The sequence below is a fragment of the Zobellella denitrificans genome, assembly GCF_002237365.1.
Taxonomy (GTDB): Bacteria; Pseudomonadota; Gammaproteobacteria; order Enterobacterales; family Aeromonadaceae; genus Oceanimonas; species Oceanimonas denitrificans.
The window spans coordinates 11,421-32,453 of record NZ_NMUO01000031.1; the positions used below are offsets into that span (position 1 = coordinate 11,421).

16 protein-coding genes are annotated in these 21,033 nt (G+C 62.5%); 12 read left to right on the forward strand and 4 right to left on the reverse strand.

Annotated features, from left to right (window positions below; genetic code table 11):
• Nucleotides 1-27 precede the first annotated feature (27 nt).
• The 4 genes from CGX12_RS08675 to fdhD are packed head-to-tail and all read left to right on the forward strand — an operon-like array spanning nt 28 to nt 5,714.
• A complete protein-coding gene (locus CGX12_RS08675) occupies nt 28-519 on the forward strand; it encodes a formate dehydrogenase subunit gamma (RefSeq protein WP_094039493.1) in 492 nt (163 codons plus the stop codon).
• Nucleotides 519-2,060 carry a formate dehydrogenase beta subunit gene (locus tag CGX12_RS08680; RefSeq protein ID WP_094039494.1) on the forward strand — a complete coding sequence of 514 codons (1,542 nt, stop codon included), beginning with the start codon at nt 519-521 and terminating at the stop codon, nt 2,058-2,060. Before CGX12_RS08675 ends, CGX12_RS08680 begins: the two co-directional genes overlap by 1 nt.
• On the forward strand, nt 2,060-4,909 hold the full coding sequence (gene fdhF / locus CGX12_RS08685; protein WP_094039495.1) for a formate dehydrogenase subunit alpha: 2,850 nt from the start codon (nt 2,060-2,062) through the stop codon (nt 4,907-4,909). Before CGX12_RS08680 ends, fdhF begins: the two co-directional genes overlap by 1 nt.
• 13 nt (nt 4,910-4,922) lie before the next feature.
• Nucleotides 4,923-5,714, forward strand: coding sequence for a formate dehydrogenase accessory sulfurtransferase FdhD (gene fdhD / locus CGX12_RS08690; RefSeq protein WP_217898150.1), 792 nt, complete (start codon nt 4,923-4,925; stop codon nt 5,712-5,714).
• A 245-nt stretch (nt 5,715-5,959) separates the two neighbouring features.
• Here fdhD and CGX12_RS08695 read toward each other — a convergent pair whose 3' ends face one another.
• Entirely contained in the window at nt 5,960-7,024 is a 1,065-nt protein-coding gene (locus tag CGX12_RS08695; RefSeq protein ID WP_094039496.1) for an HAD family hydrolase, read from the reverse strand.
• Between the two features lie 382 nt (nt 7,025-7,406).
• Here CGX12_RS08695 and CGX12_RS08700 point away from each other — a divergent pair, with 382 nt between their 5' ends.
• A complete protein-coding gene (locus tag CGX12_RS08700; RefSeq protein ID WP_094039497.1) occupies nt 7,407-8,564 on the forward strand; it encodes a BCCT family transporter in 1,158 nt (385 codons plus the stop codon).
• 470 nt (nt 8,565-9,034) lie between these two features.
• Here CGX12_RS08700 and gbcB read toward each other — a convergent pair whose 3' ends face one another.
• Nucleotides 9,035-10,141 (reverse strand): glycine betaine monooxygenase reductase subunit, encoded by a 1,107-nt coding sequence (gene gbcB / locus CGX12_RS08705; protein ID WP_094039498.1) that lies wholly within the window; start codon nt 10,139-10,141, stop codon nt 9,035-9,037.
• A gap of 302 nt (nt 10,142-10,443) precedes the next feature.
• On the opposite strand from gbcB, the gene gbca reads away from it, so the two are divergent.
• The 4 genes from gbca (at nt 10,444) to CGX12_RS08725 (ending at nt 14,836) form a co-directional block, all read left to right on the forward strand.
• Nucleotides 10,444-11,721 (forward strand): glycine betaine monooxygenase oxygenase subunit, encoded by a 1,278-nt coding sequence (gbca, locus tag CGX12_RS08710; protein ID WP_094039499.1) that lies wholly within the window; start codon nt 10,444-10,446, stop codon nt 11,719-11,721.
• Between the two features lie 207 nt (nt 11,722-11,928).
• Nucleotides 11,929-12,936: a TRAP transporter substrate-binding protein DctP gene (gene dctP, locus CGX12_RS08715; protein WP_094039500.1), complete on the forward strand. Its 1,008-nt coding sequence runs from the start codon at nt 11,929-11,931 to the stop codon at nt 12,934-12,936.
• 69 nt (nt 12,937-13,005) lie between these two features.
• Nucleotides 13,006-13,536, forward strand: coding sequence for a TRAP transporter small permease (locus CGX12_RS08720; RefSeq protein ID WP_094039501.1), 531 nt, complete (start codon nt 13,006-13,008; stop codon nt 13,534-13,536).
• 1 nt (nt 13,537) lies between these two features.
• Entirely contained in the window at nt 13,538-14,836 is a 1,299-nt protein-coding gene (locus tag CGX12_RS08725; RefSeq protein WP_094039502.1) for a TRAP transporter large permease, read from the forward strand.
• A 181-nt stretch (nt 14,837-15,017) separates the two neighbouring features.
• On the opposite strand, the gene CGX12_RS08730 is transcribed toward CGX12_RS08725, so the two are convergent.
• Both CGX12_RS08730 and CGX12_RS08735 read right to left on the reverse strand, forming a co-directional pair.
• A complete protein-coding gene (locus tag CGX12_RS08730; protein WP_368073550.1) occupies nt 15,018-15,494 on the reverse strand; it encodes an REP-associated tyrosine transposase in 477 nt (158 codons plus the stop codon).
• A 491-nt stretch (nt 15,495-15,985) separates the two neighbouring features.
• Nucleotides 15,986-16,225 carry a hypothetical protein gene (locus CGX12_RS08735; protein WP_094039504.1) on the reverse strand — a complete coding sequence of 80 codons (240 nt, stop codon included), beginning with the start codon at nt 16,223-16,225 and terminating at the stop codon, nt 15,986-15,988.
• Nucleotides 16,226-16,541: 316 nt separating this feature from the next.
• Between CGX12_RS08735 and CGX12_RS08740 the strand changes: the two genes are divergently transcribed.
• From CGX12_RS08740 to CGX12_RS08750, 3 genes are all read left to right on the forward strand, one after another.
• A complete protein-coding gene (locus CGX12_RS08740) occupies nt 16,542-18,134 on the forward strand; it encodes a BCCT family transporter (protein ID WP_176442033.1) in 1,593 nt (530 codons plus the stop codon).
• Between the two features lie 485 nt (nt 18,135-18,619).
• Complete coding sequence (gene gbdR, locus CGX12_RS08745) at nt 18,620-19,672, forward strand: choline metabolism transcriptional regulator GbdR (protein ID WP_094039506.1); 1,053 nt, start codon at nt 18,620-18,622, stop codon at nt 19,670-19,672.
• A 351-nt stretch (nt 19,673-20,023) separates the two neighbouring features.
• Nucleotides 20,024-21,004 (forward strand): dipeptidase, encoded by a 981-nt coding sequence (locus CGX12_RS08750; RefSeq protein ID WP_094039507.1) that lies wholly within the window; start codon nt 20,024-20,026, stop codon nt 21,002-21,004.
• The last annotated feature ends 29 nt before the right edge of the window (nt 21,005-21,033 follow it).

Consider the following 21,033-nt stretch of genomic DNA (forward strand, 5'->3'; position numbering starts at 1 on the left):
GTTTACTCGATATAACAGGTTGATACTATGGAAGATAAGCAAACAGCAATGGACCATACCCTAGAGCAACTGGTCGGCTCCCTCAAACACAAACCCGGCGCCCTGTTGCCTATCTTGCACAGTATCCAGGACCATTTCGGCTATATTCCCGACGCCGCCACCCCCATCATCGTCCGTGAGCTGCGCATCACCGCCGCCGACGTGCACGGGGTGGTGAGCTTCTACCACTACTTCCGTACCGAACAGCCGGGCCGGCACGTGGTGGAGATCTGCCGCGCCGAGGCCTGCCAGGCCCGCGGCGCCCGCGAGCTGGAGCGCCATGCCAAGGCCAGCCTGGGCATCGACTATCACCAGACCACCCCCGGCCGCGACATCACCCTGAAGGCGGTGTACTGCCTCGGCAACTGCGCCTGCGGCCCCTCGGTGCGGGTGGGCAAGCAGATCAAGGCGCGCATGACCCCGGCCCGGTTCGACGCCCTGGTAAACGAACTGACCACCTACAAACTGGAGCTGAACTGATGAGCCTGCGCATCTTCGTTCCCTACGAGACCACGGCCCTGTCGCTCGGCGCCGAGGACGTGGCGACCCTGATCCGGCGCGAGGCCGATGCCCGCGGCCTCGACATCGAACTGGTCCGCAACGGTTCCCGCGGCCTGTGCTGGCTGGAGCCCCTGGTGGAGGTGGACGACGGCCGCGGCCGACGCGCCTTCGGCCCGGTGGCGCCGGAAGACGTGGCCTCGCTGTTCGAACACGGCTTCGGCGACGACCATCCTCTGGCCCAGGGGCCGACCGAGGAGATCCCCTACCTCCAGCGCCAGCAGCGGGTCACCTTCGCCCGCATCGGCGTCACCGATCCGGTGTCGCTGGCGGATTACCGGGCGCTGGGCGGTTTCGACGGCCTGGAAAAAGCTGTCCACCGCACGCCCCAGCAACTGGTGGACATGGTCAAGGCCTCGGGCCTGCGCGGCCGGGGCGGGGCGGCCTTTCCCACCGGCATCAAGTGGCAGACGGTGCTTGACGCCAAAGGCGCGCAGAAATACATCGTCTGCAACGCCGACGAGGGCGACTCCGGCACCTTCGCCGACCGGCTGGTGATGGAGTCCGATCCCTACATGCTGATCGAGGGCATGATCATTGCCGGGCTCGCCGTGGGCGCCACCCAGGGCTACATCTACCTGCGCGAGGAATACCCCCTGGCCCATGAGCTGCTCAATATCGCCATCGAGCGGGCCCGGGCGGCCGGCTACCTGGGGCAGGACATCCTGGGCTGCGGCCGCGCCTTCGAGCTGGAGGTGCGGCTCGGCGCCGGCGCCTACATCTGCGGCGAGGAGACCTCCCTGCTCGAAAGCCTGGAAGGCAAGCGCGGCATGGTGCGCGCCAAGCCGCCGCTGCCGGCCATCGTCGGCCTGTTCGGCCAGCCCACCGTGGTGAACAACGTGCTGAGCTTCGCCGCCGTGCCGTCCATCCTGAGCGAGGGGCCCGAGCATTACGCCAGCTTCGGCGTCGACCGTTCCAAGGGCACCCTGCCGTTCCAGCTGGCCGGCAACCTCAAGCGCGGCGGCCTGGTGGAGCTGGCCTTCGGCCACCGCCTGCGCGAACTGATAGAAGACTTCGGCGGCGGCACCGAGAGCGGCCGGCCGGTGCGGGCGGTGCAGGTGGGCGGGCCGCTCGGTGCCTACCTGGCGCCCGAGCAGTTCGACACCCCGCTCGACTACGAGGCCTTTGCCGCCATCGGCGCCGTGCTCGGCCACGGCGGGGTGGTGGTGTTCGACGAGTCGGTGAACATGGCCGAGCAGGCCCGTTTTTCCATGGAGTTCTGCGTCGAGGAGTCCTGCGGCAAATGCACCCCCTGCCGCATCGGCGCCGTGCGCGGGGTGGAGGTGATCGATCGCATCGTCGCCAACGACCAGCGCGAGGCCAACCTGGCCCTGCTGGAGGAGCTGTGCGACACCATGATGCAGGGCTCGCTCTGCGCCATGGGCGGCATGACGCCCTTCCCGGTCAAGAGCGCACTGCAGTATTTTCCCGAAGATTTCCACCGCCAGGGAGGCGAAGGCTGATGGTTGAGCATTTTTATCCCGAAAAAGACCTGGGTACCCCGGCCGTCGAGTCGGCCACCCTGGTCTCCCTGAACATCGATGGCGTCGAGGTGACCGTGCCCGAAGGCACCTCGGTGATGCGCGCCGCCGCCCTGGTGGACATCAACATCCCCAAACTGTGCGCCACCGACAGCCTGGAGTCCTTTGGTTCCTGCCGGTTGTGCACGGTCGAGATCGAAGGCCGGCGCGGCTTTCATGCCTCCTGCACCACGCCGGTGGCCGAGGGCATGGTGGTGCGCAGCCAAAGCCAGGCCCTGGCCAGGCTGCGCCGCAACATCATGGAGCTCTATATCTCCGATCACCCGCTCGACTGCCTGACCTGCCCGGCCAACGGCGACTGCGAGCTGCAGGACATGGCGGGTGCCGTGGGCCTGCGTGAGGTGCGCTACGGCTTTGCCGGCGAAAACCACCTGGCGTTGGGCAAGGACGAGTCCAACCCATATTTTACCTTCGACGCCAGCAAGTGCATCCTCTGCTCCCGCTGCGTGCGCGCCTGCGGCGAGGTGCAGGGCACCTTCGCCCTCACCATCCAGGGGCGGGGCTTCGACTCCCTGGTGTCCACCGGCAAGAACACCGACTTCCTGGGCTCCGACTGCGTGTCCTGCGGCGCCTGCGTGCAGGCCTGCCCCACCGCCACCCTCACCGAGAAATCGGTGATCGCCAAGGGCCAACCCGAGCACAGCGTGATCACCACCTGCGCCTACTGCGGCGTGGGCTGCTCCTTCAAGGCGGAGATGCAGGGCGACCAACTGGTGCGCATGACCCCCTGGAAGGGCGGCCAGGCCAACCACGGCCACTCCTGCGTCAAGGGCCGCTTCGCCTTCGGCTACGCCACCCACAAGGACCGGCTGACCACGCCGATGATCCGCGATCATATCGACCAGCCCTGGCGGGAGGTGAGCTGGGATGAAGCCATCGGCTTCGCCGCCCGCAGGCTCAAGGAAGTGCAGGCCAGGCACGGCCGCCACAGCGTGGGCGGCATCACCTCGTCGCGCTGCACCAACGAGGAAACCTACCTGGTGCAGAAGCTGGTGCGGGCCGCGCTCGGCAACAACAACACCGACACCTGCGCCCGGGTGTGCCACAGCCCCACCGGCTACGGCCTCAAGATGACCCTGGGCGAGTCGGCGGGCACCCAGGACTTCGATTCGGTGCTCAAGGCGGACTGCATCCTGGTAATCGGCGCCAACCCCACCGACGCCCACCCGGTGTTCGGCTCCTTGCTGCGCAAGCGGCTGCGCCAGGGCGCCCGGCTGATCGTGGCGGATCCGCGCCATATCGACCTGCTCGACAGCCCCCATACCGGGGCGGCCATCCACCTGCCGATCCGCCCGGGCACCAACGTGGCGCTGGTCAACGCCCTGGCCCACGTGATCGTGACCGAAGGGCTGGAAGACCACGACTTTATCGCCGAGCGCTGCGCCCAGACGGAATACCAGGCCTGGCGCGACTTCATCCTGGAGCCGCGCCATGCCCCCGAGGCGGTGGCGGACATCATCGGCGTGCCCGCCCGGCGCATCCGCGAGGCGGCCCTGCTCTACGGCGGGGCCGGCAACGGCGCCATCTACTACGGCCTGGGGGTCACCGAGCACAGCCAGGGTTCCACCACCGTCATGGGCATCGCCAACCTGGCCCTGGCCACCGGCAACATCGGCCGGCCCGGGGTGGGGGTGAACCCGCTGCGCGGCCAGAACAACGTGCAGGGCTCCTGCGACATGGGCTCCTTCCCCCACGAGCTGCCCGGCTACCAGCCGGTGACCGACGCCGCCGTGCGCGGCCGCTTCGAGGCCGCCTGGGGCGCGACCCTGGATCCCGAGCCGGGCCTGCGCATCCCGCGCATGTTCGACGCCGCCATCGAGGGCAGCTTCAAGGCCATGTATGTGCAGGGGGAGGACATCGCCCAGTCGGATCCCAACACCCAGCACGTGGAGGCGGCGCTGCGCTCGCTGGAGCTGCTGATCGTGCAGGACATCTTCCTCAACGAGACTGCCAAGTTCGCCCACGTGATCCTGCCCGGCGCCAGCTTCCTTGAGAAGAACGGCACCTTCACCAACGCCGAGCGGCGCATCAACCGGGTGCGCAAGGTGATGACGCCGCTGGCGGGCAAGGAGGACTGGGAAGTGACCATGGGTCTGGCCAACGCCCTGGGCTACCCCATGCACTACGATCACCCTTCCGAGATCATGGACGAGATCGCCGCCCTGACGCCGTCCTTCACCGGGGTCAGCTACGACAAGCTGGAACGGCTCGGCAGCATCCAGTGGCCCTGCAACGCCGAGCATCCCGAGGGCATGCCGGTGATGCACGAAGAGCAGTTCCCCATCGGCCGGGCACGGATGGTGGTGACCGAGTTCATGCCCACCACCGAGAAGGTGAGCGAGCGCTACCCGCTGCTGCTGACCACGGGGCGGATCCTCAGCCACTACAACGTGGGGGCCCAGACCCGGCGCACCGACAACAACGTGTGGCACGACGAGGACGTACTGGAAATCCACCCCCACGACGCCGCCGCCCGCGGCATCGAGGACGGCCAGCCGGTGAGCATCGACAGCCGCACCGGGCGTACCGTGCTGCGGGCGCAGCACAGCACCCGCATGCAGCCGGGGGTGGTGTACACCACCTTCCACTTCCCGCACAGCGGGGCCAACGTGATCACCACCGACAACTCGGACTGGGCCACCAACTGCCCGGAATACAAGGTGACGGCGGTGCAGGTGACGGCCGAGGCGCCCCAGGCGCTGTCGGACTGGCAACAACGCTTCTACGACTTTACCCGGGAGCAGTTGGCCTTTGCCCGGCATGGAGACTGAGGAGGACGAGCCCATGGCACAGCGCAAACCCAAGGCCTCGGCTCCCGAACCCGGCCTGGTGGAAGTGGGCGTAGGCCGCCTCAGCGGCGGCCAGGGCCATGACTGGGTGGCTGAAGAGGTGCCGGTGGCCCTGGTGTACAACGGCATCTCCCACGCGGTGATGATGGCAAGCCCCTTGGATCTGGAGGACTTTGCCCTGGGGTTCAGCCTGACCGAGGGCATCGTCGAGCGGCCGGGGCAGATCTACGGGATGGAGGTCAACGCCGACCCCAAGGGTCTGCGGCTGGAGATAGAGCTGGCCGCCGAGTGTTTCTTCCGGCTCAAGGCCCGGCGGCGCAGCCTGAGTGGCCGCACCGGCTGCGGCCTGTGCGGCACCGAATCCCTGGCCGAGGCGGTGGCGCCGGTGTGCGCCGTCAGCCCGGGTCCGGTGCCGGCGCGGGCAGTCATCGACCGCGCCTTTGCCGAACTCCGCCATCAGCAGCCGCTCCATTACCAGAGCGGCGCCACCCATGCGGCGGCGGGGTTCGACGCAGAGGGAAACCTGCTGGCGGCGCGGGAAGACGTGGGCCGGCACAACGCGCTCGACAAGCTGGTGGGCGCCCTGGCGCGCGTCCAGGTCACACCGGCCTTCGTCATCGTCACCAGTCGGGCCAGCTATGAAATGGTGCACAAGTGCGCCGTGCTCGGCGCCGCCACCCTGGTGGCGGTGTCGGCCCCCACCTCGCTCGCCATCGACCAGGCCCGCGCCGCCGGGCTCAACCTTATCGGCTTCGCCCGCCAGGGCGACGGCGTCATCTATACCTGACCGGGCCATGCCGTGATGGGGCGCGGGCGGGTCGCCCGCGCCCCAGGTGAGGCGAAAACCTGCAAACGGCGGGGAATGCGGAAATTTGGCATCCTTTCCGCCGGTTTGTGCCGGCTAAAGCGGCACCTACAGCGGCATCTATAGCAGCGGCTGTGCAGAGCTAGCACTGCGCTTGGCTGAACTACATGGCGTGCTAGGGGTGATGGGCTCCCACGTCGGGCGTGGGAGCGGGGAGTGAAGGCGGCTTACTGTTGGTGGATGTCGTCCGGTTTAACGATAATCCAGTTCTTGTCCGCGTCGGCGGGCAGCCCCAGTCTGGCCTGGGTGGCGGCGGCGTCCTTCGCCCAGTCGGTGATGTGCTGGGTGTACTTGCCCTTGCGGTCCACCCACAGCCGGATGCCGCCCTTGTCCACGTCGGTGGCGTTCAGCAGCATGTAGCCGTCGGAGCCGGAGGTGTCGCCGGCCACCAGCACCGGTTTGCGCCACTGATCGATCCAGCCGATGATGCTGCCGAGCTTGCCTTCGTACCAGGTCATGGGGTTCATCAGGTAGGGGGTCAGCTCGAGCGGCAGGTTGGCTTCGGGGTCGTATTCCCCGGCCTTGATCTGCAGGCGGGAGGTGGTCAGCTCACCGCTTTCCCGGTTTTTCAGCAGCATGTTCACCCCGATAACGTTCTCCGGCTTGACGTTGTAGCCGTATTTGGGGTCGCTTGCGATCATGCGCACGATTTCCTCGCTGGCCGCCGTCATCACATACACCTCGATGCCGTTTTCCTGCAGCCGGTTGTAGAGCTGCTGCATGCCGGCGAAGATCTTCGGCGGCGTGACATGGCCCGCTACCACCTGGTCGCCGTCGTAATACTGGATGGGAATGGGCTCGCCATGGGCCATGACTTCGTCCACGTAGCCCTTGAGCTCGGCCAGGGTGAAGCCGGAGAAGATCTGGGCCACCCAGGGGTAGCACACCAGGTCGTCGATCTCGCACAGGCGGTAGTAGTAACTGTTCAGGCTTTCCTGGTGCTCCGCCGTGTCCTTGAAGGGAATGAGCTTGAGGGACGCGTCCATGGTCTCCCGGGTCAGCAGGCCTTTCATCTCTAGGTAGGGCAGCAGGGATTCTTCGATATCAAACTGATAACTGGTGTTGTCCATGTCGAACACCGCGTAGGCCCCCTGGTTGGCGTTGGCGGCGATCATGGCGTTTAGCTGGCGGGCGGCGTCCTGGGGCCAGTGGCTAAGGGTGGTTTCGGCCTGGGCGAAGAGGCTGGCGCTTGCCAGTAATGCACCGTAAATACAATGACTTATCCTTATCATCGGGTTCTCCTTCGAGTGGGTTGGCCGGGCTCGCTGGCCCGGACAAAACAGCCTAGGAGCGAAAATAGAACAAAATTTATCTCCAAACGACTCCTGCTTATCTGATTATGACAAGCCTCTTTCGAGCCCTTTTTTGGCTAGGGGACGAAGTTTTTTGGCGTCGTGTCGCATTCAGGCATTTTTCGGTCGCACCCATGGTGCAATGATGGAAGCATCGTCTTACATTTAGCATTAATTGAACGTTCAATAAAAAGTCACCGGCAACAGGTGAACGACAAGCCTCCCCAGAGAGGCGACAACCATAACAAGGAATGGTGGATGGTCATGGTGCTAACGCACGACACATTACGAGTGATGGAACCAATACAAGAGGAATGTATCCATGGAGATGGTGTTATCTGCTGCCATAATGCTGACGCTGGCGGCGTCGGCCTTTATTCTGCTGCGCTTCGGCAAGTTGCGCTGCCAGGGTGAAATGCCCACTTCGCTGTTCACCTTTATCGCCATTCTGTTTACCTCGGGCCTGGACGTGGGCCTGGTGATGTTCCCCCTGACCGAATTTCCGGTGTACGCCAGCGAGCCCGAATACGGCTTCGCCAATCCGCTCGCCATCGAGTTCGGCTTCTGGGGCTTTCTGGTGTGGATGTTCTACTTCCTGACCACCTTCTACTTCGTGCTGATCGAGCCCAGGCTCAAGTTGTTCGAGATCCCTTTCGTCAAGCTTATCAACAACCTGGTGATTATCGGCACCTGCGCCTTCACCGGCTTCCTGTTCCTGAGCTACCTGCCCGACTATGTGGAAGGCATCACGCCCGCGGTGCGCTACGGCCTGGTGGCCCTGGTGGTGCTGTGCGCGGTCTGGTCCAGCTCGGATGTGCGCTACGTCAAGTTCCTGAGCGTGGCCTCCACCTGGCTGTTCCTGGCGCTGATCGGCACCATGTGGTGGAATTCGGGCGCCAGCCTGGCGGGCCTGGGCGGCACCGTGGCCGGCATCGGCGAGTATTTCACCAATATTCATGAATTTGTCACCCCGATCACCGATTACCACGCCTTCTACCTGTTCTGGTGGTTCTCCTGGAGCATCATGATCGGCCAGTTCGTGGCCCGCTTCGCCGGCGGCCTGCCGGCCTGGCAGCTGTGCATCGCCATGCTGGTGGTGCCCTCCATTCCCATCGCCATCTGGTTCTCGGTGCTCTACCTGCATTTCAGCGAGGCGATCGCCATCGCCGGCGCGCTCAAGCTGGCGATGGTGGTGGTGGGGGTCATCTTCGTGATCAACTCCCTCGACTCCCTGATCCGCCTCTACACCAGCAACCTGAACCTGGAACCGGGCCGGATCGGGTTGCCGGCCTACGTGGCGGGCAACTGGGTGCTGATGTTCGGCCTGGTGCTGCTGTTCCAGTTCACCCCGCTCAAGATTGAGTGGGTGGGCACAGTGGTGATCTTCCTCTACGCCCTGATCGCCGGCCTGCTGTGGCAGCGGCGGGCCCAGTGCAGCGCCCTGGGGCAAGGAGTAAAGGTGTCCGCCAAGGCCGGCTGAAAATAGGAAAGTTGTTACGGAAGGGTCGCTGCGGCGGCCCTTTTTGTGTTTGGAGCCAGGAGGTCGACTTCAGTCGACCAAGCCCCGACGCCGTGATGGGAAAGGTCGATTGAAATCGGCCCTGCCTTGGGGCACGTGCGGGCCGCCTGCGCTCCACCGGCAAAGGTGCACATCTGCAAATTCAGAACTCAGGCAGTGACGCTCCTTGGGGCGCGGGCGGCTCGCCCGCATGAAGATGGCACCGAGCTGGATGAAGGCACGGTGTAACCCGCGATGCCTGTTCTGCCCCGAGCCTTTTTAACCCCGTGGTGTGGTAGGTCAACCCGAGGGGTTTGTGCTGCGCGCGAAGACAGGCGGGCCGCCTGCGCGCCACCGGCACCGGCGAACGCAAAAAAGCCTGAGCCTTATTATCCGGCTCAGGCAAAGTGGATGGACCTAGTAAGATCCCCTCGACCAAGTAATCCGTTAACTCAAAACGCGACCTCCACGTTGCCGCTGGGCACGCTGCAGCAGCTCAGCACATAGCCTTCGGCGACGTCCTCGTCGGTGATACCACCGTTGTGCTCCATGGCCACCTCGCCTTTGGTCACCTTCACCTTGCAGGTGCCACAAATGCCCATGCCGCAGGCCTTGGGAATATGCAGGCCCACCTGGGCGGCGGCGCTGTGCAGGGTTTCGCCGGGCATTATGTCCACCTGCAGATCGCTCTCCAGGAAGGAGATGGTCAGCCGGTCTTCGGTACGCTCCAATTCTTCAGCCAGCTCCGAGGCCTCCTGGGCCATATGTTCCACGTCTTCGATAACATCCGCCGGGGTGGCGCCGAAGCTTTCCTCGTGGTAGTGGTCCATATCGAAGCCGGCGTGCTGCAGCAGGGTACGAACGGCTTTCATATAGGGGGCCGGGCCGCAGCAGAAGATTTCCCTATCCATAAAGTCGGGGGCGATCAGGCTCAGCATGGTGCCGCTCAGGTAGCCCCGGTAGCCGCTCCAGGTTTCGCCGATGTCGGTGCGCTCGCAAATCAGGCTCAGGTGGATGTTGTTCAGCCGCGAGTCCATGTGCTGCAGCTCCCGGTAGAACACCAGATCCTTCGGCGTGCGGGCGCTGTGCACAAAATGGATGTCCACCTCGGCGTTGGTGTCGAACCACCAGCGCGCCATCGACATCACCGGAGTGATGCCCACGCCGCCGGAGAGCAGCAACACCTTGTCGTTGGGAAAGTCGATGCAGTTGAAATTGCCCACCGGGCCGTGCACCGCCAGGGCGTCACCTTCCTTCAGGTTGTCGTGCAGCCAGTTGGACACCACACCGCCGGGCACCCGCTTGACGGTAATGGAAAAGCTGTAGGGCACCGAGGGCGAGGAGGCAATGGTGTAACTGCGCATCACCTGCTGCCCATCGATTTCAAGCTCCAGGGTCACGAACTGGCCGGGCTTGAAGAAAAACAGCAGCGGGCTCTCCGCGGTAAAGCAGAAGGTGCGTACGTCCCAGGTTTCCTGGATCACGCGCACGCAGCGCACCGGGTGGCGACCGTTGCTCCAGGTTTGGGTATTGATGGGTGAAATAAAGTCCTGATTCATCGCTGTCCTCCGGTGGGGCCCGGGGAGGGATCCCCGCGTTGTCCTTATGCCCGCATTCTTGAGCAGTTTGGCCCCGGACGGTTGCTTAAAAACGACATGGAAATGTCCGCCAGCCCCGCTTCTGCTCAAGGGATAGGCGGCGCCGGGACAGTGTGGGGGCGGGCAGGTCGGAAAACCCCGGGAGGTGAGTCGTTTTCAGATAATCCGTACCGGATAACCATGATAAAAATAAGGCCAACAGTGGGGGTCAACTCAGCGGTCGGGACACCCACTCCCTCAACACAGCAAAGGAAGCAATACAGATGGAGCAGACCAACACCACCGTCACCGGCAACAGCCCCAAACTGGCGGAAACCGTACAACTGTTGCAGCAGCGTCGTCCCGGCTACTCTCTTCCCCAGGCCTGCTACAACAGCGCCGAGGTGTTCGCCGCCGACATGGAGCAGATCTTCTACAAGGAATGGCTGTACGTGGGCCTGACCTGCGAGATCCCCCAGCCGGGCAACTTCATTACCCTGGAGGTGGGCAACAACCCCATCACCATAGTGCGCAACAAGCAGATGGGAGTGCAGGCCTTCCACAACGTCTGCCGCCACCGGGGCTCGCGCCTGTGCACCTCGAAAAAGGGCAAGGTGGCCAAGCTGGTGTGCCCCTACCACCAGTGGACCTATGAGCTGGATGGCCAGCTGATCTACGCCGGCAACGAGATGGGCGACCAGTTCGACAAGGCCGACTTCCCGCTCAAGCAGGTGCACACCAAAACCGCCGGCGGCTACATCTTTATCAGCCTGGCGGAGAACCCGCCGGAAATCGACGGCTTCCTGGCCGAGCTGGAGCGCTACCTGGAGCCCTACGATCTGGAAAACGCCAAGGTGGCGGTGCAGTCCGAGATCATCGAGCAGGCCAACTGGAAGCTGGTGATCGAGAACAACCGGGAGTGCTACCACTGCGCCGGCTCCCACCCGGAGCTGCTCAACACCCTGCTGGAGTGGGACGACACCAACGATCCCCGTGCCAGCGACGCCTTCAAGGCTCACGTGGCGCGCAAGGCGGCCGAGTGGGATGCCGACAACATCCCCCACGAGCACATCTCCTTCGGCCTGCGCAACCGCATGGTGCGCATGCCCCTGGCCGAGGGCAAGGTGGCCATGACCATCGACGGCAGCCCCGCCTGCCAGAAGCTGCTGGGCCGGGTCAAGGAGCGGGACCTGGGCTCGCTGCGCATACTGCACCTGCCCAACTCCTGGAACCACGGCCAGGGCGACCACCTGATCACCTTCCAGGTGATCCCGGTCGGCCCGCAGCAGACCAAGGTGATCACCAAGTGGGTGGTACACAAGGACGCGGTGGAAGGAGTGGACTACGACGTGGAGAAACTGCGCCGGGTGTGGGATGCCACCAACGATCAGGACAGAACCCTGGCCGAGGAGAACCAGCGCGGCATCAACTCCATCGCCTACGAGCCTGGTCCCTATTCGCCCACCTACGAGTTCGGGGTAGTGAACTTCATCAACTGGTACGCCGACACCTTCGTCGCCAACGCCCTGGGCCAGACCCTGCCCATCGCCCTGCCGGAATAAGCCATCACGACAAAGGGGGAGCCGCCCGGCTCCCCCAGCAGCCGAGGTACGGACTCTTCAGCAGCGTATATTCCGCTTGTTGGCGTACAGCCCTGCCTGCGATCTGCAAAAGGATTTTGCACAACATCCGTGCGAGCCCGGCTCGGACGACGCGCCGGTGATCCACCAGTGTTTCATCAGCACGACATCATATAGGGAGATAACCACATGAAGACAATCGGACTCAGTTTCAAAACCCTGCTGGCTTCTGCCATTACCGCCGCCTGCCTGGTCAGTACCGGTGCCCAGGCGCTGACCCTGAAGCTCGCCACCGACTCGGGCACCCAGGGGTCGCCGGCCGGAGACGCCCTGAAAAAATGGGGGGAGCTTATCGAGCAGAAGTCCGGCGGCGACATCGAGACCAAGGTTTACTACCAGAATGAGCTGGGCGGCCAGCAGGAAGTGTTCGACCTGCATGTCGCCGGCGACGTGGATGTCATGCTGAACTGGCCCATGACCTCCTACGACAAGCGCATTGGCGTGATTTACACCCCCTACATGACCCTGTCGTGGGATGAGGCGCTCAACGCCTACAGCCCGGGTGGCTGGGTCAACAACCTGCTCGGCGGCGTGTACGAAGACATTGGCCTGAAGTTCTTCGGACCCTGGCCCGAAGGGTTCAACGGCGTGGGCTCCCGGGGCAAGTACGCACTCAATATCAAGGATGCGGAAGGGCTCAAAGTGCGCACCATGACGGTGTTCCCGGCCCCGCAGACCATGCAGGCCCTGGGTTATCAGACTGCCGCCATCGATTGGGGCGAGGTGTATACCGCGCTGCAGACCGGTGTGGTCGACGGTGAGGCCGGCAACGTTATCTACTGGGACTACGAGTACTTCCGGGACTCGCTCGATTACTACGTGCAGACCAAGCACTTCTTTATGACCGGGGTGCTGTCGATGAACCTGGATGTGTGGGAGAGCATGACCGAGGAGCAGCAAAAAGTGGTGCAGGAAGCGGCGGTGGAAATCATGAACGAGCAGTTCAAGGCCGCCAAGGAGCAGGACGAGTACTACATCAAAAAGGCCCAGGAGGCCGGCATGAAGTATTTCGAGCCCAGCGAAGAGCAGCTGCGCGAGTTTGCCCGGGCCGCCCGGGAGAAGGTCTGGCCGCTGATGGACAAGGAAATCGGCCCCGAGATCATGAATGCCATTCGTGCCAATGCCACCGAGCTTTAACCGGACAGACGCAGTGTTTCAACATGACCGGCCCATCTCCTGGGCCGGTTTTTTCAGAGGTTGCAGAAAATGATCGGCAGATTCTTTTCCAGACTGGATCGGGGTGTCGGCTGGTTGCTGGAAGCGGCTGCGTTCGCATCCAGCCTGCTGGTGGTGGGACTGATGCTGTTTCTGGTGCTGGCGCGCTATGTGTTCGGCTGGTCGGTAGTCGGCCTGCTGGAACTTATCATGCTGTTTGGCATGTGGCTTTACATGCTGGGTGCGCTGATCGCCAGTCGCCGCAACGAGCATCTGGTGGTGGACTTCGTCCAGCTGCAGATCACCGATCATCGGCTCCAATTAATGCACAAGGCATTGATCTCGCTGATTACCTTCATGATCTGTCTGTTCTTTGTGGTACTGGCCTGGCGCATGCTGGCCTGGGGCCTGCGCAGGCCTCAATCGACCCCTGGTATGGGTATCCCGCTGTGGCTGCCCCAGGCGTCTATCATGCTGGCGGCCGTGGGTTGCAGCTGTTATTCGCTGCGTGATTTGCTGGGGGCCGTTACCGGCCTGTGCGGTGCGGGCTGCGACTCCCGCCGGCTGAAAGAGGAACACTGACATGGAAGGTTTGATTGCCATCGGGCTACTGATGCTGCTGATGATCATCGGCGTGCCGGTGGCCTGGTCCTTTGCCGGGGTGCTGGCTTACATGGCGTATGTGTATGACGCCAACCTCAATACCCTGATGCTGCAGGGCTACCGCTCGGTGGACTCGGTGATCCTGATTGCCCTGCCGCTGTTCGTGCTAACCGGTTACCTGATGCAAAGTGGCGGCATTGCCCGCCGGCTGGTCGATTTTATCGAGGTCATGATCGGCAAGCGGCGGGGCGGCATGGGGGCGTCCATGGTCATGGCTTCGGGTATCTTCGGTGCCATTGCCGGCACCGCCACCGCGGCCGTTGCCTCTATCGGAACCATCATGATAGGGCCGCTGGAACAACGCGGCTATCCCCGCAGTTATTCCTCGGCCTTGCTCGGTATTTCGTCATTGCTTGGCATTCTGATCCCGCCGTCGATCACCATGATACTGTTTGCCGTGGTCACCCGGCAGTCGGTGGCCGCCTGTTTTGCGGCGTCGATCGGGCCGGCCATTCTGCTGATGCTGGGGCTTATCATCGCCAACCGCATCGGCGTGGGGCGCTTTTTCAATGAGGTGAGCAGCGCGGCCGGCAAGGGGTTCGAGCCACTGCCCGGCAAGGGCAGGGCGACGATAAAGGCCGTTCCGGCACTGTCGCTGCCGGTGATCATTCTCGGCGGTATCTACGGCGGTGTCTTTACGCCCACCGAGGCTGCGGCGGTGGCGGCCTTTTCGGCGATGCTGATCGGGTTTTTTATCTACCGGGACCTGAACCTGAAAAGCTTTGCCAAGAGCGTGGTGGCGGCGGCGGAAACCACGGGCACGGTGATCCTTATCCTGCTGTTCAGTTTTATGATCGGGCGTATCCTGGCCGCGGAGCGGATCCCTCAGGATCTGACCGAAATGGTCACCACCCTGATCGAAAACCCGCTGCTGATACTGATTGTCGTGAATCTGTTCCTGATCGTCGCCGGCATGATTATGGATGACGTATCGGTTACCGTGGTGGTGGCGCCGCTGTTCCTGCCGCTGATGGTGGATACCGGCATCCACCCGGTGCACTTTGCCTCCATCGTCGCCTGCTCGGTGGTAATAGGCGCCAACAGCCCACCGGTGGCTCCCATCCTCTACATGGCGTGCCGTATTGGCCGGGTATCCATCCATAAAACGGTCAAACCCGCGCTGGCGCTGATGGCCTTTGTCGGCATGCCGGTGATGCTGATCACCACCTTTGTGCCGGAGCTGTCGCTGTTCTTGCCCAGGTGGCTCGGGTTCCTGTAACCGGGCAGCAAGCCAGTAGCAGCCGATTGAAAAGGGGAGCCACCGGCTCCCCTTGATGGTTATATGCCTGGTGATCGGACCTGGCGGACAGGTCGCCTGTAGGTCCGGCCTGCAGGGTCGAATTTATTCGACCGAACCACGGCGCCGGTGGCAGGAAGGTAAACCAGAAACAGCGCCGTTCTTACAACCACATGGCATCCCACCAGGGGTAATCACCGACCCGTTTTACCAGACCGGCGCGTAACGGATTGGCTACGATATACCGTGCTATGCCCCTTAAATCCTCGTCCTTGCGAACCGCATGATCATGAAACCCTTTTTGCCATACATGCCCTTGGTCATGCCGCAGCTCGTTCAGGTGCTTTGCCGTTCGCCCCTTGAGCAATTTGACCACCAGTGACAACTCGGTGTTTTCACCAAGTTGAAACAACCAATGCAGGTGATCTGGCATCAGCACCCAGGCGACAGACATCATCAATTGCTCCTGGTGCAGCCGCTTCATGTCTTGCACCACGATACGAGCATGTTCAAAGGAGCCGAACCAGGGCCTTCGCCGGTGGGTGCAAATGGTGATGTGGTAGCAATAGCCGGGTAGAGAGCAACGGCCTGCCAACAGTTTGTCTCTGGTCATGGTGAAGCAGGGAGATGGCGATGACATTCTCGGTTTTGGAAAGGGTAGTCGACACGGCGAGAGAACGGGAAGCGGACCCGACGGACGGATCGCCAGTAGGGTCGAATTTATTCGACCGAACCACGGCGTCGGTGGCGGAAAGGTCCACTGAAGTGGCCCTACGGATGAAGGTGTCTGTAGGGTCGAATTTATTCGACCAAACCACGGCGCCGGTGGCGGGATTGGTCCGTTGAAACGGACCCTACGGATGAAGGTGTCTGTAGGGTCGAATTTATTCGACCGAACCACGGCGTCGGTGGTGGAAAGGTCTACTGGAGTGGACCCTACGGATGAAGGTGTCTGCAGGGTCGAATTTATTCGACCAAACCCCGGCGCCGGTGGCGGGATTGGTCCGTTGAAACGGACCCTACGGATGAAGGTGTCTGTAGGGTCGAATTTATTCGACCGAACCACGGCGCCGGTGGTGGAAAGGTCTACTGAAGTAGACCCTACGGATGAAGGTGTCTGCAGGGTCGAATTTATTCGACCGAATGGTCCAGACAGGCTTCCACCAGGGCCAGCACCTCCGGGTGCAACAGTTCCCGCTTGGCCAGCAGGGCGTGCAGCCGTTCCTGCCACAGGGCGCCGTCCGGGCCGGCCAATTGCGCCGCCAGCAAGGGGCCACATTCTGCCAGCGTCAGCCGGCCGGCCTCCGCCAGTCCCCAGGCCTGCAACTGAGCCCGGAAATCATCCTGATCGATAAGTTCGGTGATCATCATCGCTCGTTCCTCCGCGGTTTTTGCCCAGCCTAAGCAGCCCCCGTATCGTGAGCAAGGGCCTTGCGTCATCGTGTCGCATCCAGAACAGCGATGACGGAAAGAGGCGCCTCCGGATAATCCGGTGTCGTACAGGGGAAATTTTGAACAGCCGTTAGCTGTTGTTATAGGGACCGGTATTTGCTGGTCGCGACCGGTGTTTGCAAAGGGACACGACCAGCCAATACCCATAACAACAGCGGGCAACGGCGTACGAGGACGACAGCGCCATTGCCTTGATTCACTGCAACAGCCCCCAATCCGACGGAGATCTTGTCCTATGTTAGGCAAAGATGGAATTTTGAAAGGAATGAGTCCGGCGGCAACGATCAGCTCCATGGTGATCGTTACCTTGTTTGTATTGGGCGGAGCCCTTTACCCGGACTCCGCCGCCAGCCTGTTCGACACCTTGTCGGGCGGCATTCTCAGCCACTTCAAGTGGTATTACATCGCCATCATCACCCTGATGCTGGTATTTTGCGTGGTGCTGGCCTGCAGCCGCTTCGGCCAGCTGCGCCTGGGCGACGATGACTCCAGGCCGGAATACAGCCTGTTTTCGTGGTTCGCCATGCTGTTCAGTGCCGGCATGGGCATCGGCCTGGTGTTCTGGTCCATCGCCGAGCCCATCTACCACTTCCAGAGCAATCCCTTTATCACGCAGGGGATGACCAGCGAGGCGGCGGAAGTGGCCATGCGCATCACCTACTTCCACTGGGGCCTGCATCCCTGGGCCATCTACGTGGTGGTGGGGCTGGCGCTGGCCTACTTTTCCTACCGCAAGGGGCTGCCGCTGACCATCCGCTCCGCCCTCTATCCGCTGATCGGCAAGCGCATCTACGGCTGGATGGGCCATACCGTTGACGTGCTGGCGGTGTTCGGCACCGTGTTCGGGGTGGCCACCTCCCTCGGCCTGGGCGTGGCCCAGATCAACACCGGCCTCAATCACCTGTTCGGAATGGAGATCAGCACCACCAACCAGCTGCTGCTGATCCTGGTGATCTCCCTGATCGCCACCGCTTCCGTGCTGTCCGGCATCGGCCGCGGGGTGAAGTGGCTGTCGGAGATCAACATCTGGCTGACCGTGGCCATACTGCTGTTCCTGCTGGTGTACGGCCCCACCCGTTACCTGCTGCAAAGCTATGTGCAGGGCATTGGCGACTACCTGGCCCATGTGGTGCCGCTCAGCACCTGGACCGACGCCAGCAAGGACAGCCAGTGGCAGTCCTGGTGGACGGTGTTCTACTGGGGCTGGTGGATGTCCTGGTCGCCCTTCGTCGGTATGTTTATTGCCCGTATTTCCAAAGGTCGGACCATCCGCGAGTTTATCTGCGGCGTGCTGCTGGTGCCCACCCTGCTCGGCATGCTGTGGCTGACCCTGTTCGGCGGCACCGCGCTCTACCTTGAGCTGACCCACACCGTGACCAACGCCGCCGGCGAGGTGGTCTCGGCCATCGGACAGGCGGGCATCGTCACCGCCGTGGGCGAAAACGTGACCTCGGCGTTGTACACCACCCTGAGCCTGCTCGACAGCGGCAGCATCGGCTATATGGCCTCCATTCTGGCCACGGTGCTGGTGGCGCTTTACTTCATCACCTCCGCCGACTCCGGCACCCTGGTGGTGACCACCATCCTCTCGTTGGGCGAGGAGCATCCGCCGCGCAGCCAGCGGGTGATGTGGGGCATGTCGGTGGCCGCCGTGGCTGCCATCCTGATGCTGGCGGGCGGGCTCAAGGCGCTGCAGACCGCCGCCATTACCGCCGCCTTCCCCTTCTCGGTGGTGGTGATGGTGATGATGTGGGGCCTGTTCCGCGCCCTGCACCAGGAGCTGCCCGCGCCTCAGCCGGAAACGGTGAAGGTGCCGCCGCTGGGCTGAGACCGGGGCTAACCCGCGCCATAATGCCACTTACCGGGGCAGGGCCGTCGTGCCTTGCCCCATTTTGGTTCCAGGCTGGTCTTTCCAGTTGTTTTTTTGCAAGAAAATCCGCCGAAACATCACGTTACTTTCCGCATAAAAGCCTCTTTCCATGCACTTTTTCTTATGTTTTTTTCCAGCTAAAAAGCTGGCGCGCATATTGCTTTTGATTTTATTGAAACGCCCGTCCTACAAGGGATTCCCGATAGGAGCAGCAGATTTTTCGGAAGCCTTGGGTGGATGGAAATGTTCATTATTCGATATTCGTCACAAGTTTTTTATGAAGTAGTGAAAAAAGATGGATAACAGATGTTGCCACAGCGCCGGCTGTTATATCTTTTTTAAATGCGTGTATTTGGGATGTAAATGACGAAGCCCGTCATCGAGTCGCCATCGTATAAACAGGGATCCCGACTGCCGCCGGGCAGGGACCAGGAGCAAGAGCAATGAGCCAAACACAACGCGTCGGTTTTTTACTGGTTGACAACTTCACCATGATCTCCCTTGCCTCCGCCATCGAGCCCCTGCGCATGGCCAACCAGCTCTCGGGGCAGCCGCTCTACGAGTGGGTGATGCTCACCGAAACCGGCCAGCCGGTGCGGGCCAGCGACAACATCATGGTCACCCCGGATCACGGCATTCACGACTGCGGCCATATCGACATGATGCTGCTGTGCGGCGGGGTAGGGGTGGCCAACGCCCGCAGCCGCAACCTGCGCGCCTGGCTGCAGCAACTGGCCCACCGGCGGATCAAGCTCGGCGCCCTGTGCACCGGCAGCTACCTGCTGGCCGATGCCGGCGTGCTCACCGGCTACCGCTGCACCCTGCACTGGGAATACATGGCCGCCTTCAAGGAAGCCTTTCCGCAGTTGGAAACCAGCAACGCCCTTTACTGCATCGACCGGGATCGCCTGACCAGCAGCGGCGGCACCGTGCCCATGGACATGATGCTGCACCTGATCGAAAAGGAGCACTCCAGCGCACTCAGCACCGCCATCTGCGACATGTTCCTGTGCGAGCGCATCCGCGAAGGCCAGGAAGAGCAGCGCGTGCCCCTGCGCCACCTGGTGGGCTCGGCCCAGCCCAAGCTGGCCGAGGTGGTGGCACTGATGGAAGCCAACCTCGAAGAGCCCATCACCCTGGACGAACTGGCCCACTACGTGGGGCTGTCGCGCCGCCAGGTGGAGCGGCTGTTCCAGCGCCACGTGAAGTGCTCGCCCTCCCGCTATTACCTGAACCTGCGGCTCAAGCGGGCGCGCCAGTTGCTGCGCCAGACCTCCTATTCCATTATCGAAATCGCCACCGCCTGCGGCTTTGTTTCCACCCCCCATTTCAGCAAGTGCTACCGGGAGAACTTTGGCGTGCCGCCCCGGGACGATCGCTGCGGCCGCTCCGCGCCCAAGGCCGCGGAAATCGCCCCCGTCATGCCCGAACTGGAGCTCAACATCCGCCTGGAATCGGCCCGCGGCGAACCCACCTTCGCCTCGGTCACCCTGTAAGGCCGGTTTCCCTTATCAGCTTAAGGCCCCGCGACGGGGCCTTTTTCCATTCCGGTCGAATAAATTCGACCCTACAAACACCTCCATCCGTAGGGTCCGTTTCAACGGACCAATCCCGCCACCGGCGCCGGGGTCTGGTCGAATAAATTCGACCCTACGATGACTCTACGGTATCTCGCTCCCCGCTTTCATCCCCCACTTGTCTTTTCCCGACACCGTTTCTGAACAGTGACGTTTTTGGCTATGCGCTCGTCGCTTTCAGCCAGTGGACGGGGAGACCCGCGGGCTAGACTGCCCCTGAATCCGGTGAACTCGGTTCACCCGTCTAATAGATGCAAGGAAGGTCTGGCTATGCAAAGTGCAGCTGAAGTACATAAGCAATCGATAGTGATCGACGGCCTGATTATCGCCAACTGGGGGCGCGAGCTGTTCGAAGACATGCGCCGCGGCGGCCTGACCGCCGCCAACTGCACCGTGTCGGTGTGGGAAGGCTTCCAGGCCACGGTGAACAACATCGCCGAGTTCAACCGCCATTACCGCGAGCATGGCGATCTGATCCGCCCGGTGCGCACCACCGCCGACATCCTCAAGGCGAAGGAAGAAGGCCGCACCGGCATCATCCTCGGCTTCCAGAACGCCCACGCTTTCGAGGATCAGCTGGGCTACGTGGAAATCTTCAAGCAGCTGGGCGTGGGCATAGTGCAGATGGCCTACAACACCCAGAACCTGGTGGGCACCGGCTGCTACGAGCGCGACGGCGGCCTGTCCGGTTTCGGCCGCGAGGTGGTGGAAGAAATGAACCGGGTCGGCATCATGTGCGACCTGTCCCACGTGGGCGCCAAAACCTCGGAAGAAGTGATCCTGGCCTCCAAAAAGCCGGTGTGCTACTCCCACTGCCTGCCCGCCGGGCTCAAGGACCACCCGCGCAACAAGTCGGACGAAGAGCTGCGCTTTATCGCCGAACACGGCGGCTTTGTGGGCGTGACCATGTTCGCCCCCTTCCTGAAGAACGGCATCAACTCCACCATCGACGACTACGTGGAGGCCATCGGCTATGTGCTGGATCTGGTGGGCGAAGACGCCATCGGCATCGGCACCGACTTTACCCAGGGCCACGATCAGAACTTCTTCGAGTGGCTGACCCACGACAAGGGCTATGCCCGCCGCCTGACCCGGTTCGGCGAAATCATCAACCCCGAGGGCATTCGCACCATCGGTGACTTCCCCAACCTGACCGAGGCCCTGCTGCGCCACGGCTACTCCCCGCGCCTGGCGGAGAAGATCATGGGCGGCAACTGGGTACGTGTGCTCAAGGACGTCTGGGGCGAATAAGCAACATATAAAGGAAGCGAAGGAGAAAC

Coding starts and splice junctions, on each gene's coding strand:
- CGX12_RS08675 (WP_094039493.1), top strand. CDS start 28: ATGGAAGATAAGCAAACAGCAATGGACCATACCCTAGAGCAACTGGTC.
- CGX12_RS08680 (WP_094039494.1), top strand. CDS start 519: ATGAGCCTGCGCATCTTCGTTCCCTACGAGACCACGGCCCTGTCGCTC.
- fdhF (WP_094039495.1), top strand. CDS start 2,060: ATGGTTGAGCATTTTTATCCCGAAAAAGACCTGGGTACCCCGGCCGTC.
- fdhD (WP_217898150.1), top strand. CDS start 4,923: ATGGCACAGCGCAAACCCAAGGCCTCGGCTCCCGAACCCGGCCTGGTG.
- CGX12_RS08695 (WP_094039496.1), bottom strand. CDS start 7,024: ATGATAAGGATAAGTCATTGTATTTACGGTGCATTACTGGCAAGCGCC.
- CGX12_RS08700 (WP_094039497.1), top strand. CDS start 7,407: ATGGAGATGGTGTTATCTGCTGCCATAATGCTGACGCTGGCGGCGTCG.
- gbcB (WP_094039498.1), bottom strand. CDS start 10,141: ATGAATCAGGACTTTATTTCACCCATCAATACCCAAACCTGGAGCAAC.
- gbca (WP_094039499.1), top strand. CDS start 10,444: ATGGAGCAGACCAACACCACCGTCACCGGCAACAGCCCCAAACTGGCG.
- dctP (WP_094039500.1), top strand. CDS start 11,929: ATGAAGACAATCGGACTCAGTTTCAAAACCCTGCTGGCTTCTGCCATT.
- CGX12_RS08720 (WP_094039501.1), top strand. CDS start 13,006: ATGATCGGCAGATTCTTTTCCAGACTGGATCGGGGTGTCGGCTGGTTG.
- CGX12_RS08725 (WP_094039502.1), top strand. CDS start 13,538: ATGGAAGGTTTGATTGCCATCGGGCTACTGATGCTGCTGATGATCATC.
- CGX12_RS08730 (WP_368073550.1), bottom strand. CDS start 15,494: ATGTCATCGCCATCTCCCTGCTTCACCATGACCAGAGACAAACTGTTG.
- CGX12_RS08735 (WP_094039504.1), bottom strand. CDS start 16,225: ATGATGATCACCGAACTTATCGATCAGGATGATTTCCGGGCTCAGTTG.
- CGX12_RS08740 (WP_176442033.1), top strand. CDS start 16,542: ATGTTAGGCAAAGATGGAATTTTGAAAGGAATGAGTCCGGCGGCAACG.
- gbdR (WP_094039506.1), top strand. CDS start 18,620: ATGAGCCAAACACAACGCGTCGGTTTTTTACTGGTTGACAACTTCACC.
- CGX12_RS08750 (WP_094039507.1), top strand. CDS start 20,024: ATGCAAAGTGCAGCTGAAGTACATAAGCAATCGATAGTGATCGACGGC.